Genomic DNA, 17958 nt, shown 5'->3' with positions numbered 1-17958 from the left:
CCCCACAACCGACTCCCGCCGCGCGCGCCGGCCCCGCGACCCGGGCACCGACCGCCAGGCGGCGGCCCCGGCAGGTCAGCGGGTCGCCGCCGCCAGGTAGCCGTCGATCTCGGCGGTGAGCCGCGACTTCTCCCCCGGCTCGAGGAACGCGGCGGTCACCGCGTCGGTGGCCAGCGCGGCCACTCCCTCGGGACCGAGCCCGAGCAGCCGGGCGGCCACCGCGTACTCGTCGTCGAGGGTGGTGCCGAACATCGGCGGGTCGTCGGAGTTGATGGTGACCAGCACACCCGCCTCGACGAGTCGGGGCAGCGGGTGCTCGTCGAGGGAGGCGACCGCCCGGGTGCGCAGGTTGGAGGTCGGGCAGACCTCCAGGGCGATCCGCCGCTCCGCGAGGTGGGCGAGCAGGTCCGGATCCTCGGCGGCGGAGATGCCGTGGCCGATCCGCTCCGCGCCGAGGTCGCGCAGCGCGTCCCAGACAGTCTGCGGGCCGGTGGTCTCCCCGGCGTGCGGCACCGAGTGCAGCCCGGCCGCCCGGGCCCGGTCGAAGTACGGCTTGAACTGCGGTCGGGGCACCCCGATCTCGGGGCCACCCAGGCCGAAGCTGATCAGCCCGTCGGGGCTTTCCTCCAGACAGATCCGCAGGGTCTCCTCGGCGGCCGGCAGCCCCGCCTCGCCCGGGATGTCGAAGCACCAGCGCAGCGCGATACCGAAGTCGGCCTCGGCCCGCTTCCGGGCGTCCTCGATCGCCTCACAGAACGCGGGCGCGGGGATGCCCCGGCGCACGTGCGAGTAGGGGGTGACGGTCAGCTCGGCGTACCTGACCTGCTGGCGGGCCAGCTCGCGGGCGACCTCGTGGGTGAGGATCCAGACGTCCTCGGGGTCACGGATCAGGTCCACGACGCTGAGGTAGACCTCGATGAAGTGGGCGAAGTCCCGGAAGGCGAAGTAGTCGGCGAGGGCGTCCGGGTCAGCCGGTACCGGGCTGCGTCCGGCGTGCCGGGCGGCCAGCTCGGCCACGATCCGCGGCGACGCCGAGCCGACGTGGTGCACGTGCAGCTCCACCTTGGGCAGTCCGGCGATGAAGGTGGACAGATCGATCACGATTTCTCCCTTGCGCTGGCGTCGGTCCGGGCGACGACGAAGAGCCGGCGGAAGGGGAAGTACACCAGATTCCGCCGGGCCGGGTAGGCCGCCACGAGGTGCGCCCCCAGCTCGGCGCGGAAGTCGGTCCACCCCGCGTCGTCGAGCGCCGCCCGGATCGGGCGCAGCGCGGTGCCTTCCATCCAGGTCAGCACCGGGTGCTCGGCGTGCGCCGGGGCCGGGAGCTGATGCACGTAGGTGGTCTCCCAGGCGTCGACCGCGCAGCCAGCGTCGGTCAGCAGCCTGGCGTAGCCGACCGGCTCGTCTACCGGGGCCTCGCGCAGCAGCGGGGTCAGCTCGGCGGCCCACGGCCCCGCCCCGGCCACCTCCCGCAGCGCCCGGTGCGACGGCGCCTCGAAGTTTCCCGGCACCTGCACGGCGAGCCAGGCCCCGGCGGGCAGCTCGCCGGCCCAGCGGGTCAGCAGTTCCCGGTGCCCCGGCACCCACTGGAGCACCGCGTTGCTGACCACCACGTCGACGTCGGGGGCGGGGCGCCAGTCGCGCACGTCGCCGACCGCGAAGTCGACCGGTGCGCCCAGGGCGGCGGCCCGGTCGATCATCTCCGCCGACGAGTCGAGGCCGGCGATCCGGGCACCCGGCCAGCGGGCGGCCAGGGTGGCGGTGAGCGTGCCGGGACCGCAGCCGAGGTCGACGACGGCGCGGGGCCGCCCGGCCGGGACCCGGGCGACCAGGTCGTGGAAGGGCCGCCCCCGCTCGTCGTCGTAGCGCAGGTACGTCGCCGGGTCCCACATGTCGCCTCCCAAACCGTACGTTCGTCTTGTTGAACCGTACGGCCCGCCGCACGACCGGGCAAGCCGATCACTAGGCTCGGGGCATGCAGCAGCGCACCCTCCCCCGGCTCGGGCGGTCCGTCGGCGTGGTCGGCCTCGGCACCTGGCAGCTCGGCGCGGACTGGGGTCGGGTCGACGAGGCCGACGCGCTGGCCGCCGCCACCGCCGGCCTGCCGCCGCTGTCCACCGAGGAGCTGGCCGTCGTGCGGAACACCTACGACGAGCTGGTCCGGCCGCAGGTGCACGACCGGTGGTGACCCGCCCGGGGCCGACGGTGCTCGCCCACCTCGGCGACGACGCGCATGCTGGACGGGCCCGGCCGGCCGGCAAAGGAGGAATGCGATGAAGGGGTGGCTTCCGCTCACCCTCGGCCTGCTCGCCATGGTCGTGGGTGCCGTCTGGACGGTGCAGGGCCTCGGCTACGTCGGCGGCAGCGTCATGACCGACCGGCGGATCTGGGCGCTGATCGGCCCGCTGCTGGTCCTGATCGGACTCGTGACGATCTGGCGCGGCCTGCGCAGCCGCCGCCGGCCCTGACCGCTCCCCCACCGAGGGCATGGGTCCCGGGGCAACGGAAAACCCCGCATCCCGGACAGGACGCGGGGTTCCACTGTGATCCGGAGCGGATCACCCGGCCTCGGCCGGCACGCCGGCCACGGCTGCTCAGATCGGGCGGACCTGCTCAGCCTGCGGGCCCTTCTGACCCTGGGCGATCTCGAACTCCACCCGCTGGTTCTCCTCCAGCGAACGGTAGCCGCTGGACTGGATGGCCGAGAAGTGGACGAAGACGTCAGCACCCCCGCCGTCGACGGTGATGAAGCCGAAGCCCTTGTCTGCGTTGAACCACTTCACGGTTCCCTGCGCCATGTGAATCTCCTTCTAAAACTGGCGGCCGAGCACGCCGTGCGGCCGATTGGCCGTTTTCGAGCAGCGGCGCCTGAGGCGGCCTCCTGTGCAGGAGACTTTTCTCAACCCACGCCTTCTCGCAACAGCGTGGGACAGCGATCCACGTAACGAAAACTTCGCACAGCGTACCCGAAGAGATCCTCAGAGAGGTGACCCGAAGGACGCCCGAATTCCGGCCCGGACGGGTCGCGCCCCGAGCGAAAGGGCCCTTTCCCGCGTACCGGAAAGGGCCCTTTTCCATGGTGCTGGCGGGTCAGTCGGGCCAGCGGCCGGTCAGCCGGCGCACGCCGGCCGCCCCGCCCCGGTCCACGGCGGCCCGGACCACCGCGAAGATCGCGCCCTGGAGGGCGGCGGCGGCCAGGATCTCGCCCCAGCCACGGTCCTCGTCGGTGGCGCTCGGGGCCTCGCCGTCGCCTGCGGTCGCCTTCCAGACCTGCCGGAAGATCGCGCCCGCGACCGTGCCGGCGGCCACGCCGAGCAGCACCCCCACCGGCTTGTACGCGGCCTTGCCGATGCCCCTGCTCACCTGTTCCTCCCCCGAACGATCAACAACACGATCATCGTAGCCACCGCGCCGGCGGCGACGGCCGCCCACGGCACCGGGCCGCGCAGCCCCGCACCGGCGGTGGACGCCCCCTCCCGGGCCACTCCGGCGCCCTGCGCCGCCTGCTCCCGCACCCGGGCCACCGTCTGCGCGGCCTGCTCCCGCATCCGGCCCTTCGCCTGCTCGGCGGAGGACCTCAGGCGGGCCTTGACGTCGGCCTTGGCGGCCAGCGCCTCCATCGTCTCGCCCAGCTCCACCCTGGTCCGCCGGATCTCCTCGCGGAGCCCCTCGGTGTCGCCGGCCCCATTGCCCGTCATGCCCGTCCCCTGTCCCGCACCGCGGCGGTCACGGTGTCCACGTCCGCCCGGACGCTGCGTACCGTCGCCGCCGGAACCGGCGGAACCGCCTGGCTGACCTGCTTCTTGCCGACCAGTGCGAGGATCCCGGCCAGCAGGAAGAGCACCACCGCCACGATCAGCGCGCCCAGCCACGCGGGCATGACCAGCGCCAGTAGCAAAATCACGGCGGCGATCAGTGCGCCGAGCCCGTAGAGCGCCAGTGCCCCGCCGCCGCCGAACAGGCCGATCCCGATGCCGGCGTGCTTGCCCTTCTGCGTCAGTTCCGCCCGGGCCAGCGCGAGCTCGTCCCGGACAAGGCGCGAAACCTGCTCCGTGGCCCGCTGCACCAGTTCCGCGGTGGACGGCTCGCTCCCGGTCCGAGACGTGCGGTGATTCGCGACGTCAGCCATGCTGTCCTCCTTTCATCATCACCGCGCTGTATGCCCGGAGCCGCCGCCCGTCAATCCTGCGCGGTGCAGCCAGTAACCGACCACCCCGCGCACCAGTCCCCAAAACCCGCCGCCCCAAACCCAAACCCGCCGGCCCACGCCCGCCCACGGTGATCAAGAGGTCTGCGTCGGGATCTGCGGTCCGAGCCAACGCAAACCTCTTGATCACCGCATTCAGCGGGTGTGGGTGGGGGTCGGGGTGAGGGTTGGGGCGGGGGTGTCGTCGGGGCCGACAAAGGCTTCGCTGCGGGCCGCGCCGTCGTCGCTGCCGCCGAAGACCCGGGCGTCGTCGGGGACGTCGGTGTCGGCCGGCCGGCGGACCGGGCGCCGGGGCTGCACCGACTGCCAGGGCAGGGCGCCGGAGGAGTCGCCGACCTCGGCGCGCATCCGGGGCAGGGCGGTCGGGCGGTGGTCGCGGACCCAGCCGACCAGGTGCTCGCGCACCAGGCAGCGCAGGTCCCACAGACTGCCGGCGTCCGCCGCGCTGACCAGGGCACGGACCTTGACCAGGCCACCGGTGGCGTCGGTCACCTGGAGTACGCACACCCGGCCGTCCCACAGGTCGCTGCTCTCCGCCAGCCGGCGCAGTTCCTCGCGCATCGCCTGCACGTTGACCGACCAGTCGACGTCGAACTCGGCGGTGCCCAGCACCGCCGCCTCGGTCCGGGTCCAGTTCTGGAAGGGCTTGCTGGTGAAGTACGAGGTGGGCAGGATCAGCCGGCGGTCGTCCCAGATCTGCACGACCACGTAGCTGAGGGTCAGCTCCTCGATCCGGCCCCACTCCCCCTCGACCACCACCACGTCGTCCAGGCGTACCGCGTCGCTGAAGGCGAGCTGGAGCCCGGCGAAGACGTTGCCGAGCAGGCTCTGCGCGGCCAACGCGGCGACCACGCCGACCACGCCGGCGGAGGTCAGCACGCCGGCCCCGATGCCCCGGACGCTGGGGAAGGTCATCAGCATCACGCCGACGGTCAGGATCACGATCACCGCGATGGTCAGCCGGCGCAGCATCACCACCTGGGTACGCACCCGGCGGGCGTGCCGGTTGTTCGGCACGTCGACCCGGAACCGGGCCAGCGCCACGTCCTCGAACGCCACCAGCAGCGAGGCGACCAGCCAGGCCCCGGCGGCGATGACGGCGAGCACCAGCATGTGCAGCACCACCTGCCGCCACTGCGTGCCGACGGCGTAGCCGGTGGAGAGCCGGACGGCGGACTGCCCGGCGAGGACGGTCGCGGCGACCTGGAGCGAGCGGTGCGTGTGATCGGTCAGCTCGGTCATCAGCAGCGAGCGCCGGCCGAATCGCCGGGTCGCGCGGTGCACCACCTCGACCAGGAAAAGGGCGATCGCCGCCGCGGCCAGCGCGGCGACGACCGTCGTGAGGTAGCTCTGCACAGGTATCTTTCTCCCTCCAGCGGGCACCCTGGATCCGGGCAAAGGCCCAATGGTGCCCGCTGTTTCCCGATCCGACCAGGTCAGACCTTGCGGTACCGGGACTGGAGGAAGCAGTAGACGCCGTAGCAGGCGATGCCGAGGGCGACCAGGACGAGCAGCACCGGGCCGTAGGACTGGTCGCGCAGCGTGCGCAGCGCGGCGTCGAGGCCGCGAGCCTTCTCCGGGTCGTAGTTGACGGCGGCCACCACGACCAGCAGGCCGGCGATGCCGTACGCGACGCCCTTGGCGATGTAGCCGGCCATGCCGAGCCGGCGGGCCAGGGTGCGGGTGTGGGCGTTCATCTCGCCGGTCTTCAGGCGCTTCTCGAACTTTTCCTTCCACCCGTAGATCACCAGGCCGATGCCGATGGCGGCGAGCACCAGGCCGGCCAGGCCGACCAGCCAGCGGCCGCCGGTGGAGGTCATCAGCTTGCCGGTCAACGCCTCCGACTGGTCGGCGTTGCTGGAGCCGGCGTTCGAGAAGACCTTCCAGGCGGTCCAGGCGAAGTAGAGGTAGACCAGGGTGCGGGCGACGGAGGCGATCCGCTCGAAGAGCTGCTCCTTGCCGCGCTCGGCCTGGTGGCCGACGGCCGCCTCCAGCGCCTGCCAGATCGCCATGGCGAGCATGCCGACGGCGATGGCGACGCAGAGGAACTTACCCATCGGCTTCTCGGCCAGGGTGCTCAGCGCACCGGACTGGTCGCCGCTCTTGCCGCCCGAGCTGCCGAAGGCAATCTGCAGGGCGAGCCAGGCGATCAGCAGGTGCACGACGCCGTAGCCGATGAAGCCGGCCCGGGCGAGTAGTTCGAGCCACCGGCTGTTCGCGGCCTGCGAGGCGGTGGCTTCGGCGTTCCGGGTAAGTGACATGGCGCCACAATCTCCGATTGCGGAGATTCCCAAACGTCGGCCACCACCGCCGCGGCGTTGCTAGCTGCCGGGATTACGCGAGACGCGGATCTTGACCTCCTGGTCGGTGACGCTGTCCAGCGTGACAGCGAAGCCGCCGACCTCGGTGGCCTGCTGGCCGACGGTCAGCGACAGCTGTTCGCCGGCGACCTCGACGGTCACCTGGTCGCCCTGGGCGCCGACCAGTTTGGCCTCGACGCCGAGGATGGTGGCGCTGGCCTCGACGCCACGGTCGAAGGTGACCGTGCAGGCGTCCAGGCCGCAGTCGGTGGAGGCGCCCTCGCTGCTGCAGCCGGCGAGCAGGGCGACGCCGAGCGCCAGGCCGGCCAGCAGGCCGACGGCCCGGCGGGCGGGGGTGAACGGGGGGGTACCGGGTCGGTTCGTCACCCGATCAAGGGTACGAGATCCGCGCGAACGCCCGCCCGGCACGCAATCGCCCCTGATCAACGCCTTCGCACCCCGGTTGCCGACCGACGAAGGTGGACCGGTTGCTGGCCGAACGGGACCAGCTGCCCCGGGCCCGGGGCAGAATGGCCGGGTGAGCATCCTGGTCGAGGACAACCCCGCCCGCCGCCGCTTCGAGATCCTGGTCGACGACGCGCTCGCCGGGTTCACCGCGTACCTGCCCCGGGGCGAGGTGCTGGTCTTCACCCACACCGAGGTCGACCCCGGGTTCCAGAACAAGGGGGTCGGATCCGCGCTGATGCGGGCCACCCTGGACCAGGTCCGCGAGCGCGGCGGCCGGGTGTCGCCCAGGTGCCCGTTCATGGCCGCGTTCATCGAGCGCCACCCGGAGTACGCGGACCTGGTCATCTCCGCCTGAGCAGGCGGGCGCGCCCGACCGGCCCGCCCCCGCCGCGTCGAGCCATGGGGCCGCCGGGCGACGGGCCGCCGGGCGACGGGCCGTCAGCCGGCGACCGGCCGTCAACCGGCGATGGGCTTCCCGAGGCCGGCCAGCGGCGCGGCGAGGGTGCCGGCGAGCAGCTCGGCGGCGGCGCGGGCGGCGGCCCGGGTAGCGCCGTGGGTGGCCACGTGCACCGCCCCGGCGACCAGCGCGGGGACGCCCAGTTCGACCACCACCGCGTCGGGGCGGGCGGCGATGGCCCGCCGCACGGCGGCCCGCATCCAGTCGTGCCGGTGCAGGTCACGGACGACCAGCACGAGCGGCCGGCCGGCCGCCCCGGCGGTCGGGTCGGCGGGCAGGTCGGCCTCGCCGAGGCGTACCGAGGTGGTGCCGGTGAGCAGGCCGGCGAGGGGGGCGGCGATCCCCCACGGGGTCTCCTGGCCGATCGCGATGTTGCGCGGCGGCTCGAACTCGACCACGTGCGGGGCGGTGACCAGGGGCAGCGCCCCCTCGGCGCCGGTGCGCGCGGTCACCCGGACCGCCCGGCGGGCGGCGGCCAGCCCGACCAGGGAGCCGCCGATCACGACGCCGGAGCGGGCCGGACCGGCGGCCTGGGCCGTCGTCGTCCAGCTCGCCAGCTGGCCGACCCGCTGGGCCGCCTCGGCCAGCCGCTCCTCGGGCAGCTCACCGGCCACGACGGCAGCGACGATCCCGTCGCGCAGCTCGCGGGCGGCTTCCTCGTCGGCCCGCTCCCCGCCGACGCAGATCGCGTCCGCGCCGGCGGCAAGGGCACGCACGGCCGACCCGGCGAAGCCGTACCGGTCGGCGACCGCGCGCATCTCCACCGCGTCGGTGACCACCACGCCGGTGAAGCCGAGCTCGTCGCGGAGCAGGCCGGTGAGGATGCGCGGGCTGAGCGTGGCCGGCAGTTCCGGGTCCAGCGCCGGGACGAGCAGGTGGCCGGTCATCACCGCCCGCACCCCGGCCGCCACGGCGGCCCGGAACGGGACCAGCTCGGCGGCGTCGAGCTGTTGCCGGGTGCCGCCGATGCGGGGCAGGTCGTGGTGCGAGTCGACGCGGGTGTCGCCGTGGCCGGGGAAGTGCTTGGCGCAGGCCGCCACCCCGCTGGACTGCAACCCCCGGATCCAGGCGGAGGTGTGCCGGGCGACCAGGGCCGGATCGGCCCCGAAGGCACGGACCCCGATGACCGGGTTGGCCGGGTTGGAGTTGACGTCGGCGTCCGGGGCGTAGTTGAGGGTGACGCCGACCGAGGCCAGCTCGCGGCCGAGGTCGCGGGCCACCTCGTGGGTCAGCTCCGGGTCGTCGACCGCGCCGAGGGCGAAGTTGCCGGGGCGGGAGCTGCCTCGTCCGGACTCGATCCGGGTGACGTCGCCGGCCTCCTCGTCGATGCCGACCACCACGTCGGGCCGCTCCGCGCGCAGTGCCGCGGTGAGCGCGGCGACCTGGTCGAGGTCGACGATGTTGCGGGCGAAGAGGACCACCGAGCCGAGCCCTTCGCCGAGCCACCGGCAGACCCAGGGCGGTGGGGTGGTGCCGACGAATCCCGGTTGCAGGACAGCGGCCGCCAGGCTCGCCAATTTTCCCGTCGGTGTGCTGCTCATGCGGCTGCCGTACCCCCGTCTTTCCCGTTCGGACCCGGCCGCGGGCTGCGGCGGTGCTTGCCATGGTCACACCGGGCACCACTAATAGTCAATAAACCTTACTGTTAATCCGTGGCGCGGAGCTGCCCCACGTGGGAGAGTTCCCACATGCCACTGCCGCCCCTCGCCGACGCGACCAGCGCGGCCGACGTACCCGGTGTTCGGCTGCTCGGCCTGGTCGTCGGCGGCCTGCTCCTGCTCGCCGCCATCCGGGCGATGTTCCGCCGACGCTGACCCCCGCGGTCGCCGGTCGTAGCCCTACGGGCCGACACGCTCCTGCCGTGGGGTTTCGCCGCTGATCGCGTCGGGTACCTCCGGCCCTCGATGAAACTGTCAACGCACTCGATGACGCTGCGCCGCGCGGCGCGCAGCCTGTTCGGTTGGACCGCCCTGCGGCCCAACCAGCTCGCCGCCATGCGCGCGGTGATGAAGCGACGCGACGCCCTGGTGGTGCTGCCCACCGGTGCCGGCAAGTCGGCGATCTACCAGATCCCGGCCAGTCTGATCCCCGGCCCGACCGTGGTGATCTCCCCACTGCTCGCCCTCCAGCAGGACCAGATCGCGGCGCTCAACGAGCGCCAGCGACCGGAGCTACGGGCGGTGCGGATCAGCTCCGACGAGACCGCCGCCCAGCAGGCGGAGGCGATCGCCGAGATCCGCGAGGGCCGGGCGGAGTTCCTGTTCATCACCCCGGAGCAGCTCGCCAACCCGGACCGGATGGCGGAGGTGAAGTCACTCAAGCCGGCGCTCGTGGCGATCGACGAGGCGCACTGCATCTCGGCGTGGGGGCACGACTTCCGCCCCGACTACCTGGCGCTGGGCCACCTCATCGACGGCATCGGCCGGCCGCCGGTGGTCGCGCTGACCGCCACCGCCTCGCCGCCGGTCCGCGACGACATCATCGCCCGGCTGCGGCTGCGCGACGCCGAGGTGGTGGTATCCGGGCTGGACCGGCCGAACCTCTTCCTCGAGGTGGGGCACTGCCCCACCGAGGACTACCGGTGGCGGCGGCTGATCGCGCTGCTGAGCGAGGACAGGCGGCCCGGGATCATCTACGTGCCGACCCGGCGCGCGGCCGAGGAGCTGGCCGGCCGGCTCACGGACGCCGGCTACCCGACGCAGTACTACCACGGCGGCATGCCCGCCGGGGCGCGCGGCGAGCTGCACAGGGCGTTCCTCGCCGACCAGGTGCCGATCATGGTGGCCACCTCCGCGTTCGGCATGGGCATCGACAAGCCCAACATCGCCTGGGTGGTGCACATGGCCCTGCCCGACTCGCCGGACAGCTACTTCCAGGAGATCGGCCGGGCCGGACGTGACGGTGAGCCGGCCCGGGTGCTGCTGCTCTGGCAGGCCGAGGACGTCGGCCTGCAACGCTTCTTCTCCGGCGGCCTGCCGGACGCCACCGAGCTGCGCGACCTGGCCGCCCTGCTGCGCAAGAAGCCGGCCACGAAGAAGGAGCTGCGGGAGCTGACCGGCCTGGGGCCGCGCAAGCTCGGGCAGTACCTCGCCCTGCTGGAGCAGATCGGCGCCGCCGAGCCGCGGTCGAAGCAGCGGATCGGCGCGCCCCGGTACTCCCCCGCGCCGGCCGAGGCCGGCGAGGCCGCGCGGGCCGAGGCGGAACGCCAGCAGACCGTGACCCGGTCCCGGACCGACATGATGCGGGCCTTCGCCGAGACCACCGGCTGTCGGGGGCAGACGCTACTGGCGTACTTCGGCGAGCAGATGACGAAGGTGTGCGGGCACTGCGACAACTGCCTGGCCGGCACGAGCGTCGCCGACGACGGTGCCAGCGGGCCGTTCCCGGTGCACAGCCAGGTGCGGCACCCGGAGTGGGGGCCGGGCATGGTGCTCAGTTACGAGGACGACCGGATGACGGTGCTCTTCGAAGAGGTCGGCTACAAGACGCTGTCGGTGCGCGTGGTGTCCGAACAAGGGCTGTTGACCCTCGACTAGCCTGAGCCGGGCCCCGGCGACCGGGGTGCGGTGGCAGTCGAGCCGAGTGAGACCAGGATGAGAGGAGCGTGGACGTGATCGAGCAGCCGGCGTACACCGGGTTCGGTTTCTCCGACGAGGAGTGGGGGCTGCTGGCCGGCCTGCCGCAGGCGGTTCTCGCCGCGGCGAGCGTCGCCGAGCACGACAGCGCCCGTCGCACCATGGCCGAGAACGCCGCGGGCCTGGAGACCATCGCCGCCGGCCGGGAGTCGGCCAGTCCCCTGGTCGCCGCCGTGGCCGGCGAGATCGTGTCCCGGGTGGGCGACCCGGAGGCCGGCGAGGAGCTGCCGGTGATCGTGCCGGCCGACCCGCGGGCGATGATCGAGGACGTGCTGAACCGGGCGGCCTCGGCGGCCCGGCTGCTGGCCACCAAGGTCGACGAGGGCGAGGCTGGCGCCTACAAGCACTGGCTTATGAAGATCACCGAGCACGTGGTGGGCGCGGCGTCCAGCGGCGGCATCCTCGGCCTCGGCGGCGACCAGGTGAGCGACTCCGAGCGGCGGTTCCGCGACCGGCTCTCCCAGGTTCTCAACGACTGATCCCGGGGCGTCACGCCGGCCGTCCCCGCACCGGGGGCGGCCGGACTGAGCCCGCTTGCCGCCCCGTCAGGCTGTGCGGAGTGCTTCGTTGGGTGCCAGCCGGGTGGCTCGCCAGGCGGGGTAGGCCCCGGCGACGATCCCGACAGTGAGAGCGAGTGCGGGTGCGGCGACGATCGCGATGATGGGAAGAGCTGCGGCTTGCGCGTTGACTGCGGCATAGCCGATGGTGACCAGGATGCCGGTGCTGATGCCGATGGTCGCGCCGATGGCGGCGAGGGTAAGCGCTTCGAAGATGAACTGAGCGGCGATATGTGTGCGTCGCGCTCCGAGGGCGAGCCGGAGTCCGATTTCGCCGCGACGTTCGATGACGGCGACGATCATGGTGTTGGCGATGCCGACCCCACCGATCAGGAGTGCGATTGCGGCAAGGGCCGTGGCGAGGTTGCTGAGGCTGGTGTCGGCAAGTTCGCGCATGTCGGCATAGTCGGAGAGCTGGGACACTCCGACGTACTGGGGTGCGGCGGGATTAGCGGTACCGGCGAGTACGGGACGCACCTGAGCGGCGGTGCCGGGGTGGGTGTTGACGTAGATCATGGCGATGCTGCCCGGTGTAGCGCCGGTCGTGTCGGTGAATTGTGGCCAGATGACGTCTTCGGCCCAGTCATCGCCGAGGAAGACAGCGTGGTCGATACCGTCTGCGAGGACGACCGGGCGCAGAACACCGATGACAGAGTGCCATTGGTCGGCGACCCAGATGCGCTGTCCGGGGTGGGCGATGCCGAGCGTCGTGGCGGCTTGTGATCCGAGCACGACGGTCGGGAGGATGCGGCTGGCGTTGCTGAACCACTGCCCCCAGGCCAGGTCGGCGTCGATCGCTGCCGGAAGACCGGGGCCCGCGGCCTGGACGAGCAGCCCCCTGGTCTGGTTGATCGGGACGCGATCGGTGCGATAGGCGCGCACCGTCTCGGGTACGGCATATACCGCGGCGGCATTCGTGACGGGGCCGATGCGTTCGATCATCTCCAGCGCCGTGGCGGGCAGCGGTACGGTCTTGTCGTCCGTGTCCCTCCCGGGCTCGACGGTGAGCAGGTTGGCGCCCATGCCATCGAGTTCGTTCAGATACTGGGCCTTGTTGGAGCCGGCGACGCCGGTGATGGCGACGAGTGCGGCGATGCCGATCGCAATCCCGATGGACGACAGGACGGTGCGCAGCGGCCTTGCCCAGGTTCCGGCGGTGGCGTCGTCGAGCAGGTCGCGGATGCGGATCCGGATCGGATGAAGGTCAGCGATGCTCATGCGGTGGGCGCCCCGGTATCGGTGGTGATGCGGCCGTCGCGCAGTCGGACACGGCGCGGCATCGTGTCGGCAATGGCGTGGTCGTGGGTGATGACGATGACCGCCGTTCCGGAGCCGGCAATCTCACTGAGGTGACGGATGATGTTCTCCCCGGTGGCCGTGTCGAGGGCACCGGTGGGTTCGTCGGCGAACACGATGCTCGGCCGCTTGACGAGTGCGCGGGCAATCGCGACGCGCTGCTTCTCACCTCCGGAAAGCTGCCCGGGCCGGTACCGGGTTCGGTGGGCCAGTCCGACGGCTTCGAGAGCGTCCCGGGCCTGACGGAGGCGTTCGGCGTGTCCGGCGCCGGTGTAGAGCAGCCCGGTCGCGACATTCTTCTCGGCCGTGAGGGTGGGGATGAGGTGGAACTGTTGGAAGACAAAACCGATGTGTCGGGCCCGCAGTGCCGCGCGCTGCGCATCGCCGAGCCGAGCGACCGGGTAGCCCCGCAGACGCACCGTTCCGCTGGTGGGGTCCTCGAGGGTGCCCATGATCGAGAGCAGAGTGGACTTGCCCGACCCGGACGGTCCCACGATCGCGACCAACTCTCCGGCACGCACCGTCAGGTTGGCTGCGCTGATTGCGTGCGTCGGCGGGTCTGTCGGATACGTCTTGGACACCTCCTCGACGGAGAGGACGAATTCGGTCATGGTGCCACCACCTCCTCCCCTTCCTTGACGTCCCCGGTGATCTGTAGCCGGGAATCGGCGACCAGCCCCACCTTCACGGGTACGAGGACCCGCTTACCGTTCCGGGGCACTTCGACGCCGTACCCGCCGTCGGCCAGGGCGAGGAGCGCGGTGACCGGTACGACGATGGCGCCGTCGACGGTGTCACTGGGGATGGTGACCCGCACCGCGGAGAGGCCGATCCTTGAGACCGAGGACTGGTCGGCGAATTCGATGACCGCACGGTCCGGTAGTCGTTTTCCGTCCTTGTCGGACCCGCGGTTCTTCTGGATCTGGGTGATCTGAGCGCCGATGGTCGACCCATCGGGCAGGACCACGGTCACCGGTTTCCCGGGCAGCAACGATCCGGCCTGCGCGATGCTGAGGTTGGCGACTGCGTGGACGGTGGTGTCGGTGTAGTCGAGGATGTCGCCGTTGGCGGATGCCCCGAGCTTCACGTGAATGGTCTCGACACGGATCGCATTCGCCCGGGTGACGACGGCATCGCCTGGGGCGAACACACCGGTGCGCTTCACGCGGAGAGAGTCCTGCCAGCGTTTGATCGCCAGGGCGGTGGACCGGGTGAACGTGTCGTCCACGGTGAGGCCCACACTGGAGCCCAGCTTGACGAGATTCCGTTCGAGTTGGCGCACGTCCTCGCCCGGGGTGACTCCGGTTCTGAGCTCGCGCCAGAATGGCCGGGCGCCTTTCAGGAGCACGACGGGCCGCCCGTCCGTCTCGTAGACGCGTTGACCAACCTTGACCACCTTCCCGGGGGGCGGCAGCACCGTGAGGATGCCACCGCCGCCACCGATGAGAGTGTCCGGGTCGCCGTAGCTGAGCTGCGCATTCAGGATCGTGTTCGACGTCAGTGCCTCTCGCACGATCGGCTGGGTGTTCACCTTCGGGCCCGGTACGGCGGCGTCCCTGCGCCAGGGCTGCCATACGTAGGCGGCAGCCACCGCACCGAGCACCAGGACGACGGCTGCGGCGGCGACGCGGGTACGGCTTCGCACTGCTCGCCTCGCCTAGGAGTTCGTGCCATCGATGATGCGGGAGTACAGTTCTTCGCTCCAGGCCGCGTCGAACGCGCCCGTGAAGTTCGGGGCAACGAACGTACCCTTCTTGTCACCGGCCGGTACGATCGTCTTCTTGCAGGCCGCGAACATGGCGAAGAACTGTTCCTTCGTCGTCCCGGCCGGCACTGCCATCTCTGCGGACGCACCTTCCGGGTCCGGAAAGGCCGCGATGCCGTTCTCCCTGGCACACTTCGCGAACGCACGGGACGCCTCCGCCAGGGCCGGGTCGATCGCGTCGCCGTTCCGTGGCGGCTCGTACTGGGGCACCTTCGCACGGCAGACCTTCTCGGCAGCCGCGGAGAGTTCGGCCGCTGCCGCGTCGAACTCGACCGCGCCGGGGCTGCTGCTCTCCTGAGCGGAATCAATCGAAATACCGGGTCCGACATAGCCGTCCGGTCCGACCATCACGTTCTGCACCCCTTCGGCGCGCAAACAGTCCGCATACGCTTGCGCCGCCGCCTTCGCATCACCCGTGCCCACGGGTGCGTCGCCGGCGGAGGGCACCTTGGGCGTGGACGTGCAGCCGGCAAGGGTGAGAGCCGCGGCAAGCGCGGCGCCCACGACGAACAGCCTCGTCGCCGCTGGCCGGTGGTCGTTGCTGAACATGGTTCGTCCTCACTGACGGGTTGCATCCCGGTGTCGCGGGATCGGTCAGGAGAAGTTCTAGACGGTCGGCGGTCAGCGAACGGTCAGCGCGTTCCTGACCGTTTCCTTACCGTCCGGGCCGGACAATGGGGTGATGAGAGTGCTGATCGTGGAAGACGAGATCGACCTCGCCACGAGCCTGGCCGAGGGGCTACGCGCCGACGGGTACACGGTCGACGTCGCTCACGACGGTGCGACCGCGCTCAGCCGGATTCAGCTCAGCGATCCGGAGGTGATGGTGCTGGACCGCAACCTGCCCGTCCTCGACGGTGACACCGTCTGCCGGACCCTGTCGGCCATGCGCCACCCCGTGCGCATTCTCATGCTGACCGCCGCCGCCGGACTTGACGACCGCGTCGAGGGCCTGGACCTCGGGGCGGACGACTACCTGACGAAGCCCTTCGCCTACCGTGAGCTGACCGCCCGCATCAACGCCCTCGCCCGCCGACTCGACCCCGGCGACACCTCCCGCAGCGTTGCGGACCTCATCGTGGACACCGCTGGGCAGAAGGTGACCCGACGTGGAATACCGGTGCGACTCAGCACCAAGGAGTACGCGGTACTCGAAGCCCTTGTTGTCGCAAACGGAGGTCTCGTGACCTATCGGCAACTCATCGACCATGCCTGGGACGAGGACTACGACACCGAACGCGCCGCCGTGAAGATGGCCGTCTACTCCCTCCGCCGTAAGCTCGGCACACCGGATCTGATCGTCGCTGAGCATGGGCGCGGCTATCGAATCGAGGACCCGTCATGAGTAGACGGACGCCCCGTCTGCACAGCTTCCGCACCCGACTCACCGTGACCTTCACCGCAGCGTTTCTCACCGCCGGAATCGTCCTGCTCGCCGTCGTCTATCTCGCTGTGGCTCACCTGTTCGACACCGCTCAGCACGGCGGGGTCAATGAGTTCATCGGCACCGACGGCACGGTGGTGGCTTGGCAGAGCGGCGACCCGCTACTCGAACCGGGTTCCGTCACATACCCCGACGGGCTGCCAACGGGGGGAATCCAAGGAGTCATCGACCGGACCCAGATCACGCTCCGCGACGACATACTCGCCGGCCTCGTGTGGTGGTGCCTGGGAATCCTCGCCGTCTTCGCCGTCTTCGCCGCTTTCGCCGCATCCAGGCTCTCCCGCGCCGCCCTCACCCGGATCGCCAACATCACCTCATCCGCTCGCTCCATCACCCAACACCAACTCGACGCACGACTGAATCTGCCCGGCCCGACCGACGAGATCAAAGAACTCGGCGACACGATCGACCAGATGCTTGACCGGCTCGAGGATTCCTTCGCCCGGCAACGCGAGTTCATCGCCAACGCATCCCACGAACTCCGTACCCCAGTCGCCACGGCCCGCACGGCCCTCGAGATCCCCCTCGAACAGGGACGAGTGCCAACCCAACTCGAACCAGCCGTCACCCGTGCGCTCACCGCGACCAAGCGCAGCGAGACCATCCTCAACGCCCTCTTGGATCTCGCCCGCGCCGAGACTTCCCAGCTGGGGAAACCAGAGCCGGTCGACTTGGCTGCGGCGATCCGCGAAGCCCTGACCGACCTCGACGGGCTGATCGCCACCCGCGGCCTGGACATTACCGTCGAAACAACAGACAGGCCGCTCATCGCGGACAAGACGCTGATCGAACAGTTCCTTCGCAACGCCATCATCAACGCCGTGCGACACAACATCGACAAAGGCCAGGTCAACATCCAGACCCTGGCCCGCGCCAGCGGCATCGACATCACCATCTCGAACACCGGGGAGTCCATCGACCCCGACACGATCGACGATCTCACCGCGCCCTTCAACCACGGCAGAACCACTCGGCTCGCACAAGAGCAGAACCCGGGCTACGGGCTGGGCCTGGCCATCATGAAGCGCATCACCGAACGCCACAACGGCACACTGACCATCACCCCTCGAGAGAACGGCGGCCTCGTCGTCCACGCCCACGTACCGGATCGCGCCCTGACCGGCTCCGCTTCCTGCCCGCTGGAGGTACCGTGACCGCCGCATCAGATCAGACCGCCAAGGCACGGCGGGTCTGGGACAAGGCCGCACCCAGCTACGACAGGCAGATCGCCCTCTTGGAGAAGCTCCAGTTCGGGGGCGGCCGGGAATGGCTCGGTGCCCGCGCCCGTGGCCGGATCCTCGACGTGGCCGTCGGCACCGGCCGCAACCTGCCCCACTACCCGCCCGGCGCTACGATCACCGGGATCGAGCTCAGCCCCGCCATGCTCACCATCGCCCGGCAACAGGCCATCGACCTCGGCCGCGCCGTCGACCTGCACGAAGGCGACGCCGAGCGCATGCCTTTCGCCGGCGGCTCCTTCGACACGGCCGTCTGCGCCCTGTCGCTGTGCACGATCCCCGATCCGGCCGCCGCCATCCGTGAGATGCACCGCGTTCTGGTCCCCGGCGGACGCTTGCTCCTGCTCGACCACATCGCCAGCACCTGGCCGCCCGTCTACGCCGCCCAGTGGCTGCTCGAACGGATCACCGTCCCCTCCGCCGGCGAACACTTCACCCGCCGCCAACTACCCCTGGTACGAGCGGTCGGCTTCGACATCGTCGAGGTCGAACGACTCAAAGCCGGCAGCGTGGAACGCATCCACGCGATCAAGCCCGGCTGATGCGCTGACCGGCCGGTTCGACAGCCCTCATCGACCCGCTCGACACCTG

At 71.1% G+C, this 17958-nt stretch carries 23 protein-coding genes; 9 read left to right on the top strand and 14 right to left on the bottom strand.

The window, feature by feature from the left end; genetic code table 11:
- Positions 1–75: 75 nt before the first annotated feature.
- Both ACQPZO_RS10890 and ACQPZO_RS10885 read right to left on the bottom strand, forming a co-directional pair.
- Positions 76–1101, bottom strand: a complete 1026-nt coding sequence (locus ACQPZO_RS10890) for an adenosine deaminase (protein WP_433349369.1) — start codon at positions 1099–1101, stop codon at positions 76–78.
- The gene (locus tag ACQPZO_RS10885; protein WP_433349367.1) at positions 1098–1892 is read right to left on the bottom strand and encodes a trans-aconitate 2-methyltransferase; all 795 of its coding nucleotides are present in this window, start codon (positions 1890–1892) and stop codon (positions 1098–1100) included. Before ACQPZO_RS10885 ends, ACQPZO_RS10890 begins: the two co-directional genes overlap by 4 nt.
- A gap of 83 nt (positions 1893–1975) precedes the next feature.
- On the opposite strand from ACQPZO_RS10885, the gene ACQPZO_RS10880 reads away from it, so the two are divergent.
- The gene (locus ACQPZO_RS10880; RefSeq protein WP_433349365.1) at positions 1976–2188 is read left to right on the top strand and encodes a hypothetical protein; all 213 of its coding nucleotides are present in this window, start codon (positions 1976–1978) and stop codon (positions 2186–2188) included.
- A gap of 85 nt (positions 2189–2273) precedes the next feature.
- Positions 2274–2468, top strand: coding sequence for a hypothetical protein (locus ACQPZO_RS10875; RefSeq protein ID WP_433349364.1), 195 nt, complete (start codon positions 2274–2276; stop codon positions 2466–2468).
- Positions 2469–2594: 126 nt separating this feature from the next.
- Here ACQPZO_RS10875 and ACQPZO_RS10870 read toward each other — a convergent pair whose 3' ends face one another.
- From ACQPZO_RS10870 to ACQPZO_RS10840, 7 genes are all read right to left on the bottom strand, one after another.
- Positions 2595–2798 carry a cold-shock protein gene (locus tag ACQPZO_RS10870; RefSeq protein ID WP_088962828.1) on the bottom strand — a complete coding sequence of 68 codons (204 nt, stop codon included), beginning with the start codon at positions 2796–2798 and terminating at the stop codon, positions 2595–2597.
- Positions 2799–3090: 292 nt separating this feature from the next.
- Positions 3091–3363, bottom strand: a complete 273-nt coding sequence (locus tag ACQPZO_RS10865) for a DUF4235 domain-containing protein (protein ID WP_161691336.1) — start codon at positions 3361–3363, stop codon at positions 3091–3093.
- On the bottom strand, positions 3360–3698 hold the full coding sequence (locus ACQPZO_RS10860; protein WP_387019003.1) for a DUF3618 domain-containing protein: 339 nt from the start codon (positions 3696–3698) through the stop codon (positions 3360–3362). The genes ACQPZO_RS10865 and ACQPZO_RS10860 overlap by 4 nt, the downstream gene beginning before the upstream one ends.
- Positions 3695–4129, bottom strand: a complete 435-nt coding sequence (locus ACQPZO_RS10855; RefSeq protein ID WP_433349362.1) for a phage holin family protein — start codon at positions 4127–4129, stop codon at positions 3695–3697. The genes ACQPZO_RS10860 and ACQPZO_RS10855 overlap by 4 nt, the downstream gene beginning before the upstream one ends.
- Before the next feature lie 213 nt (positions 4130–4342).
- Positions 4343–5563, bottom strand: coding sequence for a mechanosensitive ion channel family protein (locus ACQPZO_RS10850; RefSeq protein ID WP_433349360.1), 1221 nt, complete (start codon positions 5561–5563; stop codon positions 4343–4345).
- A gap of 80 nt (positions 5564–5643) precedes the next feature.
- Positions 5644–6468 carry a DUF1206 domain-containing protein gene (locus tag ACQPZO_RS10845; protein WP_433349358.1) on the bottom strand — a complete coding sequence of 275 codons (825 nt, stop codon included), beginning with the start codon at positions 6466–6468 and terminating at the stop codon, positions 5644–5646.
- 60 nt (positions 6469–6528) lie between these two features.
- Complete coding sequence (locus ACQPZO_RS10840) at positions 6529–6894, bottom strand: hypothetical protein (RefSeq protein WP_433349356.1); 366 nt, start codon at positions 6892–6894, stop codon at positions 6529–6531.
- A 151-nt stretch (positions 6895–7045) separates the two neighbouring features.
- On the opposite strand from ACQPZO_RS10840, the gene ACQPZO_RS10835 reads away from it, so the two are divergent.
- Positions 7046–7330 (top strand): GNAT family N-acetyltransferase, encoded by a 285-nt coding sequence (locus ACQPZO_RS10835; RefSeq protein WP_433349354.1) that lies wholly within the window; start codon positions 7046–7048, stop codon positions 7328–7330.
- A gap of 101 nt (positions 7331–7431) precedes the next feature.
- Here the strand turns inward: ACQPZO_RS10835 and ACQPZO_RS10830 are convergent, their stop codons facing one another.
- Positions 7432–8973 carry a glycoside hydrolase family 3 protein gene (locus ACQPZO_RS10830; protein WP_433349352.1) on the bottom strand — a complete coding sequence of 514 codons (1542 nt, stop codon included), beginning with the start codon at positions 8971–8973 and terminating at the stop codon, positions 7432–7434.
- A 147-nt stretch (positions 8974–9120) separates the two neighbouring features.
- Here ACQPZO_RS10830 and ACQPZO_RS10825 point away from each other — a divergent pair, with 147 nt between their 5' ends.
- The 3 genes from ACQPZO_RS10825 (at position 9121) to ACQPZO_RS10815 (ending at position 11546) form a co-directional block, all read left to right on the top strand.
- Positions 9121–9246 carry a hypothetical protein gene (locus ACQPZO_RS10825; RefSeq protein WP_256371533.1) on the top strand — a complete coding sequence of 42 codons (126 nt, stop codon included), beginning with the start codon at positions 9121–9123 and terminating at the stop codon, positions 9244–9246.
- A gap of 90 nt (positions 9247–9336) precedes the next feature.
- Complete coding sequence (locus ACQPZO_RS10820; RefSeq protein WP_433349350.1) at positions 9337–10968, top strand: RecQ family ATP-dependent DNA helicase; 1632 nt, start codon at positions 9337–9339, stop codon at positions 10966–10968.
- Between the two features lie 74 nt (positions 10969–11042).
- Positions 11043–11546, top strand: coding sequence for a hypothetical protein (locus ACQPZO_RS10815; protein WP_433349348.1), 504 nt, complete (start codon positions 11043–11045; stop codon positions 11544–11546).
- A 66-nt stretch (positions 11547–11612) separates the two neighbouring features.
- Here ACQPZO_RS10815 and ACQPZO_RS10810 read toward each other — a convergent pair whose 3' ends face one another.
- Genes ACQPZO_RS10810 through ACQPZO_RS10795 form a run of 4 tightly spaced genes read right to left on the bottom strand, consistent with a single transcriptional unit; the run spans position 11613 to position 15234 of the window.
- Positions 11613–12842 carry an ABC transporter permease gene (locus ACQPZO_RS10810; protein ID WP_433349346.1) on the bottom strand — a complete coding sequence of 410 codons (1230 nt, stop codon included), beginning with the start codon at positions 12840–12842 and terminating at the stop codon, positions 11613–11615.
- On the bottom strand, positions 12839–13531 hold the full coding sequence (locus ACQPZO_RS10805; RefSeq protein ID WP_433349344.1) for an ABC transporter ATP-binding protein: 693 nt from the start codon (positions 13529–13531) through the stop codon (positions 12839–12841). The genes ACQPZO_RS10810 and ACQPZO_RS10805 overlap by 4 nt, the downstream gene beginning before the upstream one ends.
- Entirely contained in the window at positions 13528–14565 is a 1038-nt protein-coding gene (locus ACQPZO_RS10800) for a peptidoglycan-binding protein (protein ID WP_433349342.1), read from the bottom strand. Before ACQPZO_RS10800 ends, ACQPZO_RS10805 begins: the two co-directional genes overlap by 4 nt.
- 12 nt (positions 14566–14577) lie before the next feature.
- Positions 14578–15234 carry a hypothetical protein gene (locus ACQPZO_RS10795; protein WP_433349340.1) on the bottom strand — a complete coding sequence of 219 codons (657 nt, stop codon included), beginning with the start codon at positions 15232–15234 and terminating at the stop codon, positions 14578–14580.
- 133 nt (positions 15235–15367) lie between these two features.
- Between ACQPZO_RS10795 and ACQPZO_RS10790 the strand changes: the two genes are divergently transcribed.
- The 3 genes from ACQPZO_RS10790 to ACQPZO_RS10780 are packed head-to-tail and all read left to right on the top strand — an operon-like array spanning position 15368 to position 17909.
- On the top strand, positions 15368–16030 hold the full coding sequence (locus ACQPZO_RS10790; RefSeq protein ID WP_433349338.1) for a response regulator transcription factor: 663 nt from the start codon (positions 15368–15370) through the stop codon (positions 16028–16030).
- Between the two features lie 44 nt (positions 16031–16074).
- Positions 16075–17283: a sensor histidine kinase gene (locus ACQPZO_RS10785; RefSeq protein WP_433349336.1), complete on the top strand. Its 1209-nt coding sequence runs from the start codon at positions 16075–16077 to the stop codon at positions 17281–17283.
- A complete protein-coding gene (locus ACQPZO_RS10780) occupies positions 17280–17909 on the top strand; it encodes a class I SAM-dependent methyltransferase (RefSeq protein WP_433349335.1) in 630 nt (209 codons plus the stop codon). The genes ACQPZO_RS10785 and ACQPZO_RS10780 overlap by 4 nt, the downstream gene beginning before the upstream one ends.
- Positions 17910–17958 lie beyond the last annotated feature (49 nt).

Source organism: Micromonospora sp. CA-111912, assembly GCF_050948415.1.
Classification (GTDB): Bacteria; Actinomycetota; Actinomycetes; order Mycobacteriales; family Micromonosporaceae; genus Micromonospora.
The sequence above is the reverse complement of the archived record's forward strand: the minus strand, read 5'-3'. Positions and strand labels throughout refer to the sequence as shown.

Coding starts and splice junctions, on each gene's coding strand:
- ACQPZO_RS10885 (WP_433349367.1), bottom strand. CDS start 1,892: ATGTGGGACCCGGCGACGTACCTGCGCTACGACGACGAGCGGGGGCGG.
- ACQPZO_RS10880 (WP_433349365.1), top strand. CDS start 1,976: ATGCAGCAGCGCACCCTCCCCCGGCTCGGGCGGTCCGTCGGCGTGGTC.
- ACQPZO_RS10875 (WP_433349364.1), top strand. CDS start 2,274: ATGAAGGGGTGGCTTCCGCTCACCCTCGGCCTGCTCGCCATGGTCGTG.
- ACQPZO_RS10870 (WP_088962828.1), bottom strand. CDS start 2,798: ATGGCGCAGGGAACCGTGAAGTGGTTCAACGCAGACAAGGGCTTCGGC.
- ACQPZO_RS10860 (WP_387019003.1), bottom strand. CDS start 3,698: ATGACGGGCAATGGGGCCGGCGACACCGAGGGGCTCCGCGAGGAGATC.
- ACQPZO_RS10855 (WP_433349362.1), bottom strand. CDS start 4,129: ATGGCTGACGTCGCGAATCACCGCACGTCTCGGACCGGGAGCGAGCCG.
- ACQPZO_RS10845 (WP_433349358.1), bottom strand. CDS start 6,468: ATGTCACTTACCCGGAACGCCGAAGCCACCGCCTCGCAGGCCGCGAAC.
- ACQPZO_RS10830 (WP_433349352.1), bottom strand. CDS start 8,973: ATGAGCAGCACACCGACGGGAAAATTGGCGAGCCTGGCGGCCGCTGTC.
- ACQPZO_RS10825 (WP_256371533.1), top strand. CDS start 9,121: ATGCCACTGCCGCCCCTCGCCGACGCGACCAGCGCGGCCGACGTACCC.
- ACQPZO_RS10820 (WP_433349350.1), top strand. CDS start 9,337: ATGAAACTGTCAACGCACTCGATGACGCTGCGCCGCGCGGCGCGCAGC.
- ACQPZO_RS10810 (WP_433349346.1), bottom strand. CDS start 12,842: ATGAGCATCGCTGACCTTCATCCGATCCGGATCCGCATCCGCGACCTG.
- ACQPZO_RS10805 (WP_433349344.1), bottom strand. CDS start 13,531: ATGACCGAATTCGTCCTCTCCGTCGAGGAGGTGTCCAAGACGTATCCG.
- ACQPZO_RS10795 (WP_433349340.1), bottom strand. CDS start 15,234: ATGTTCAGCAACGACCACCGGCCAGCGGCGACGAGGCTGTTCGTCGTG.
- ACQPZO_RS10790 (WP_433349338.1), top strand. CDS start 15,368: ATGAGAGTGCTGATCGTGGAAGACGAGATCGACCTCGCCACGAGCCTG.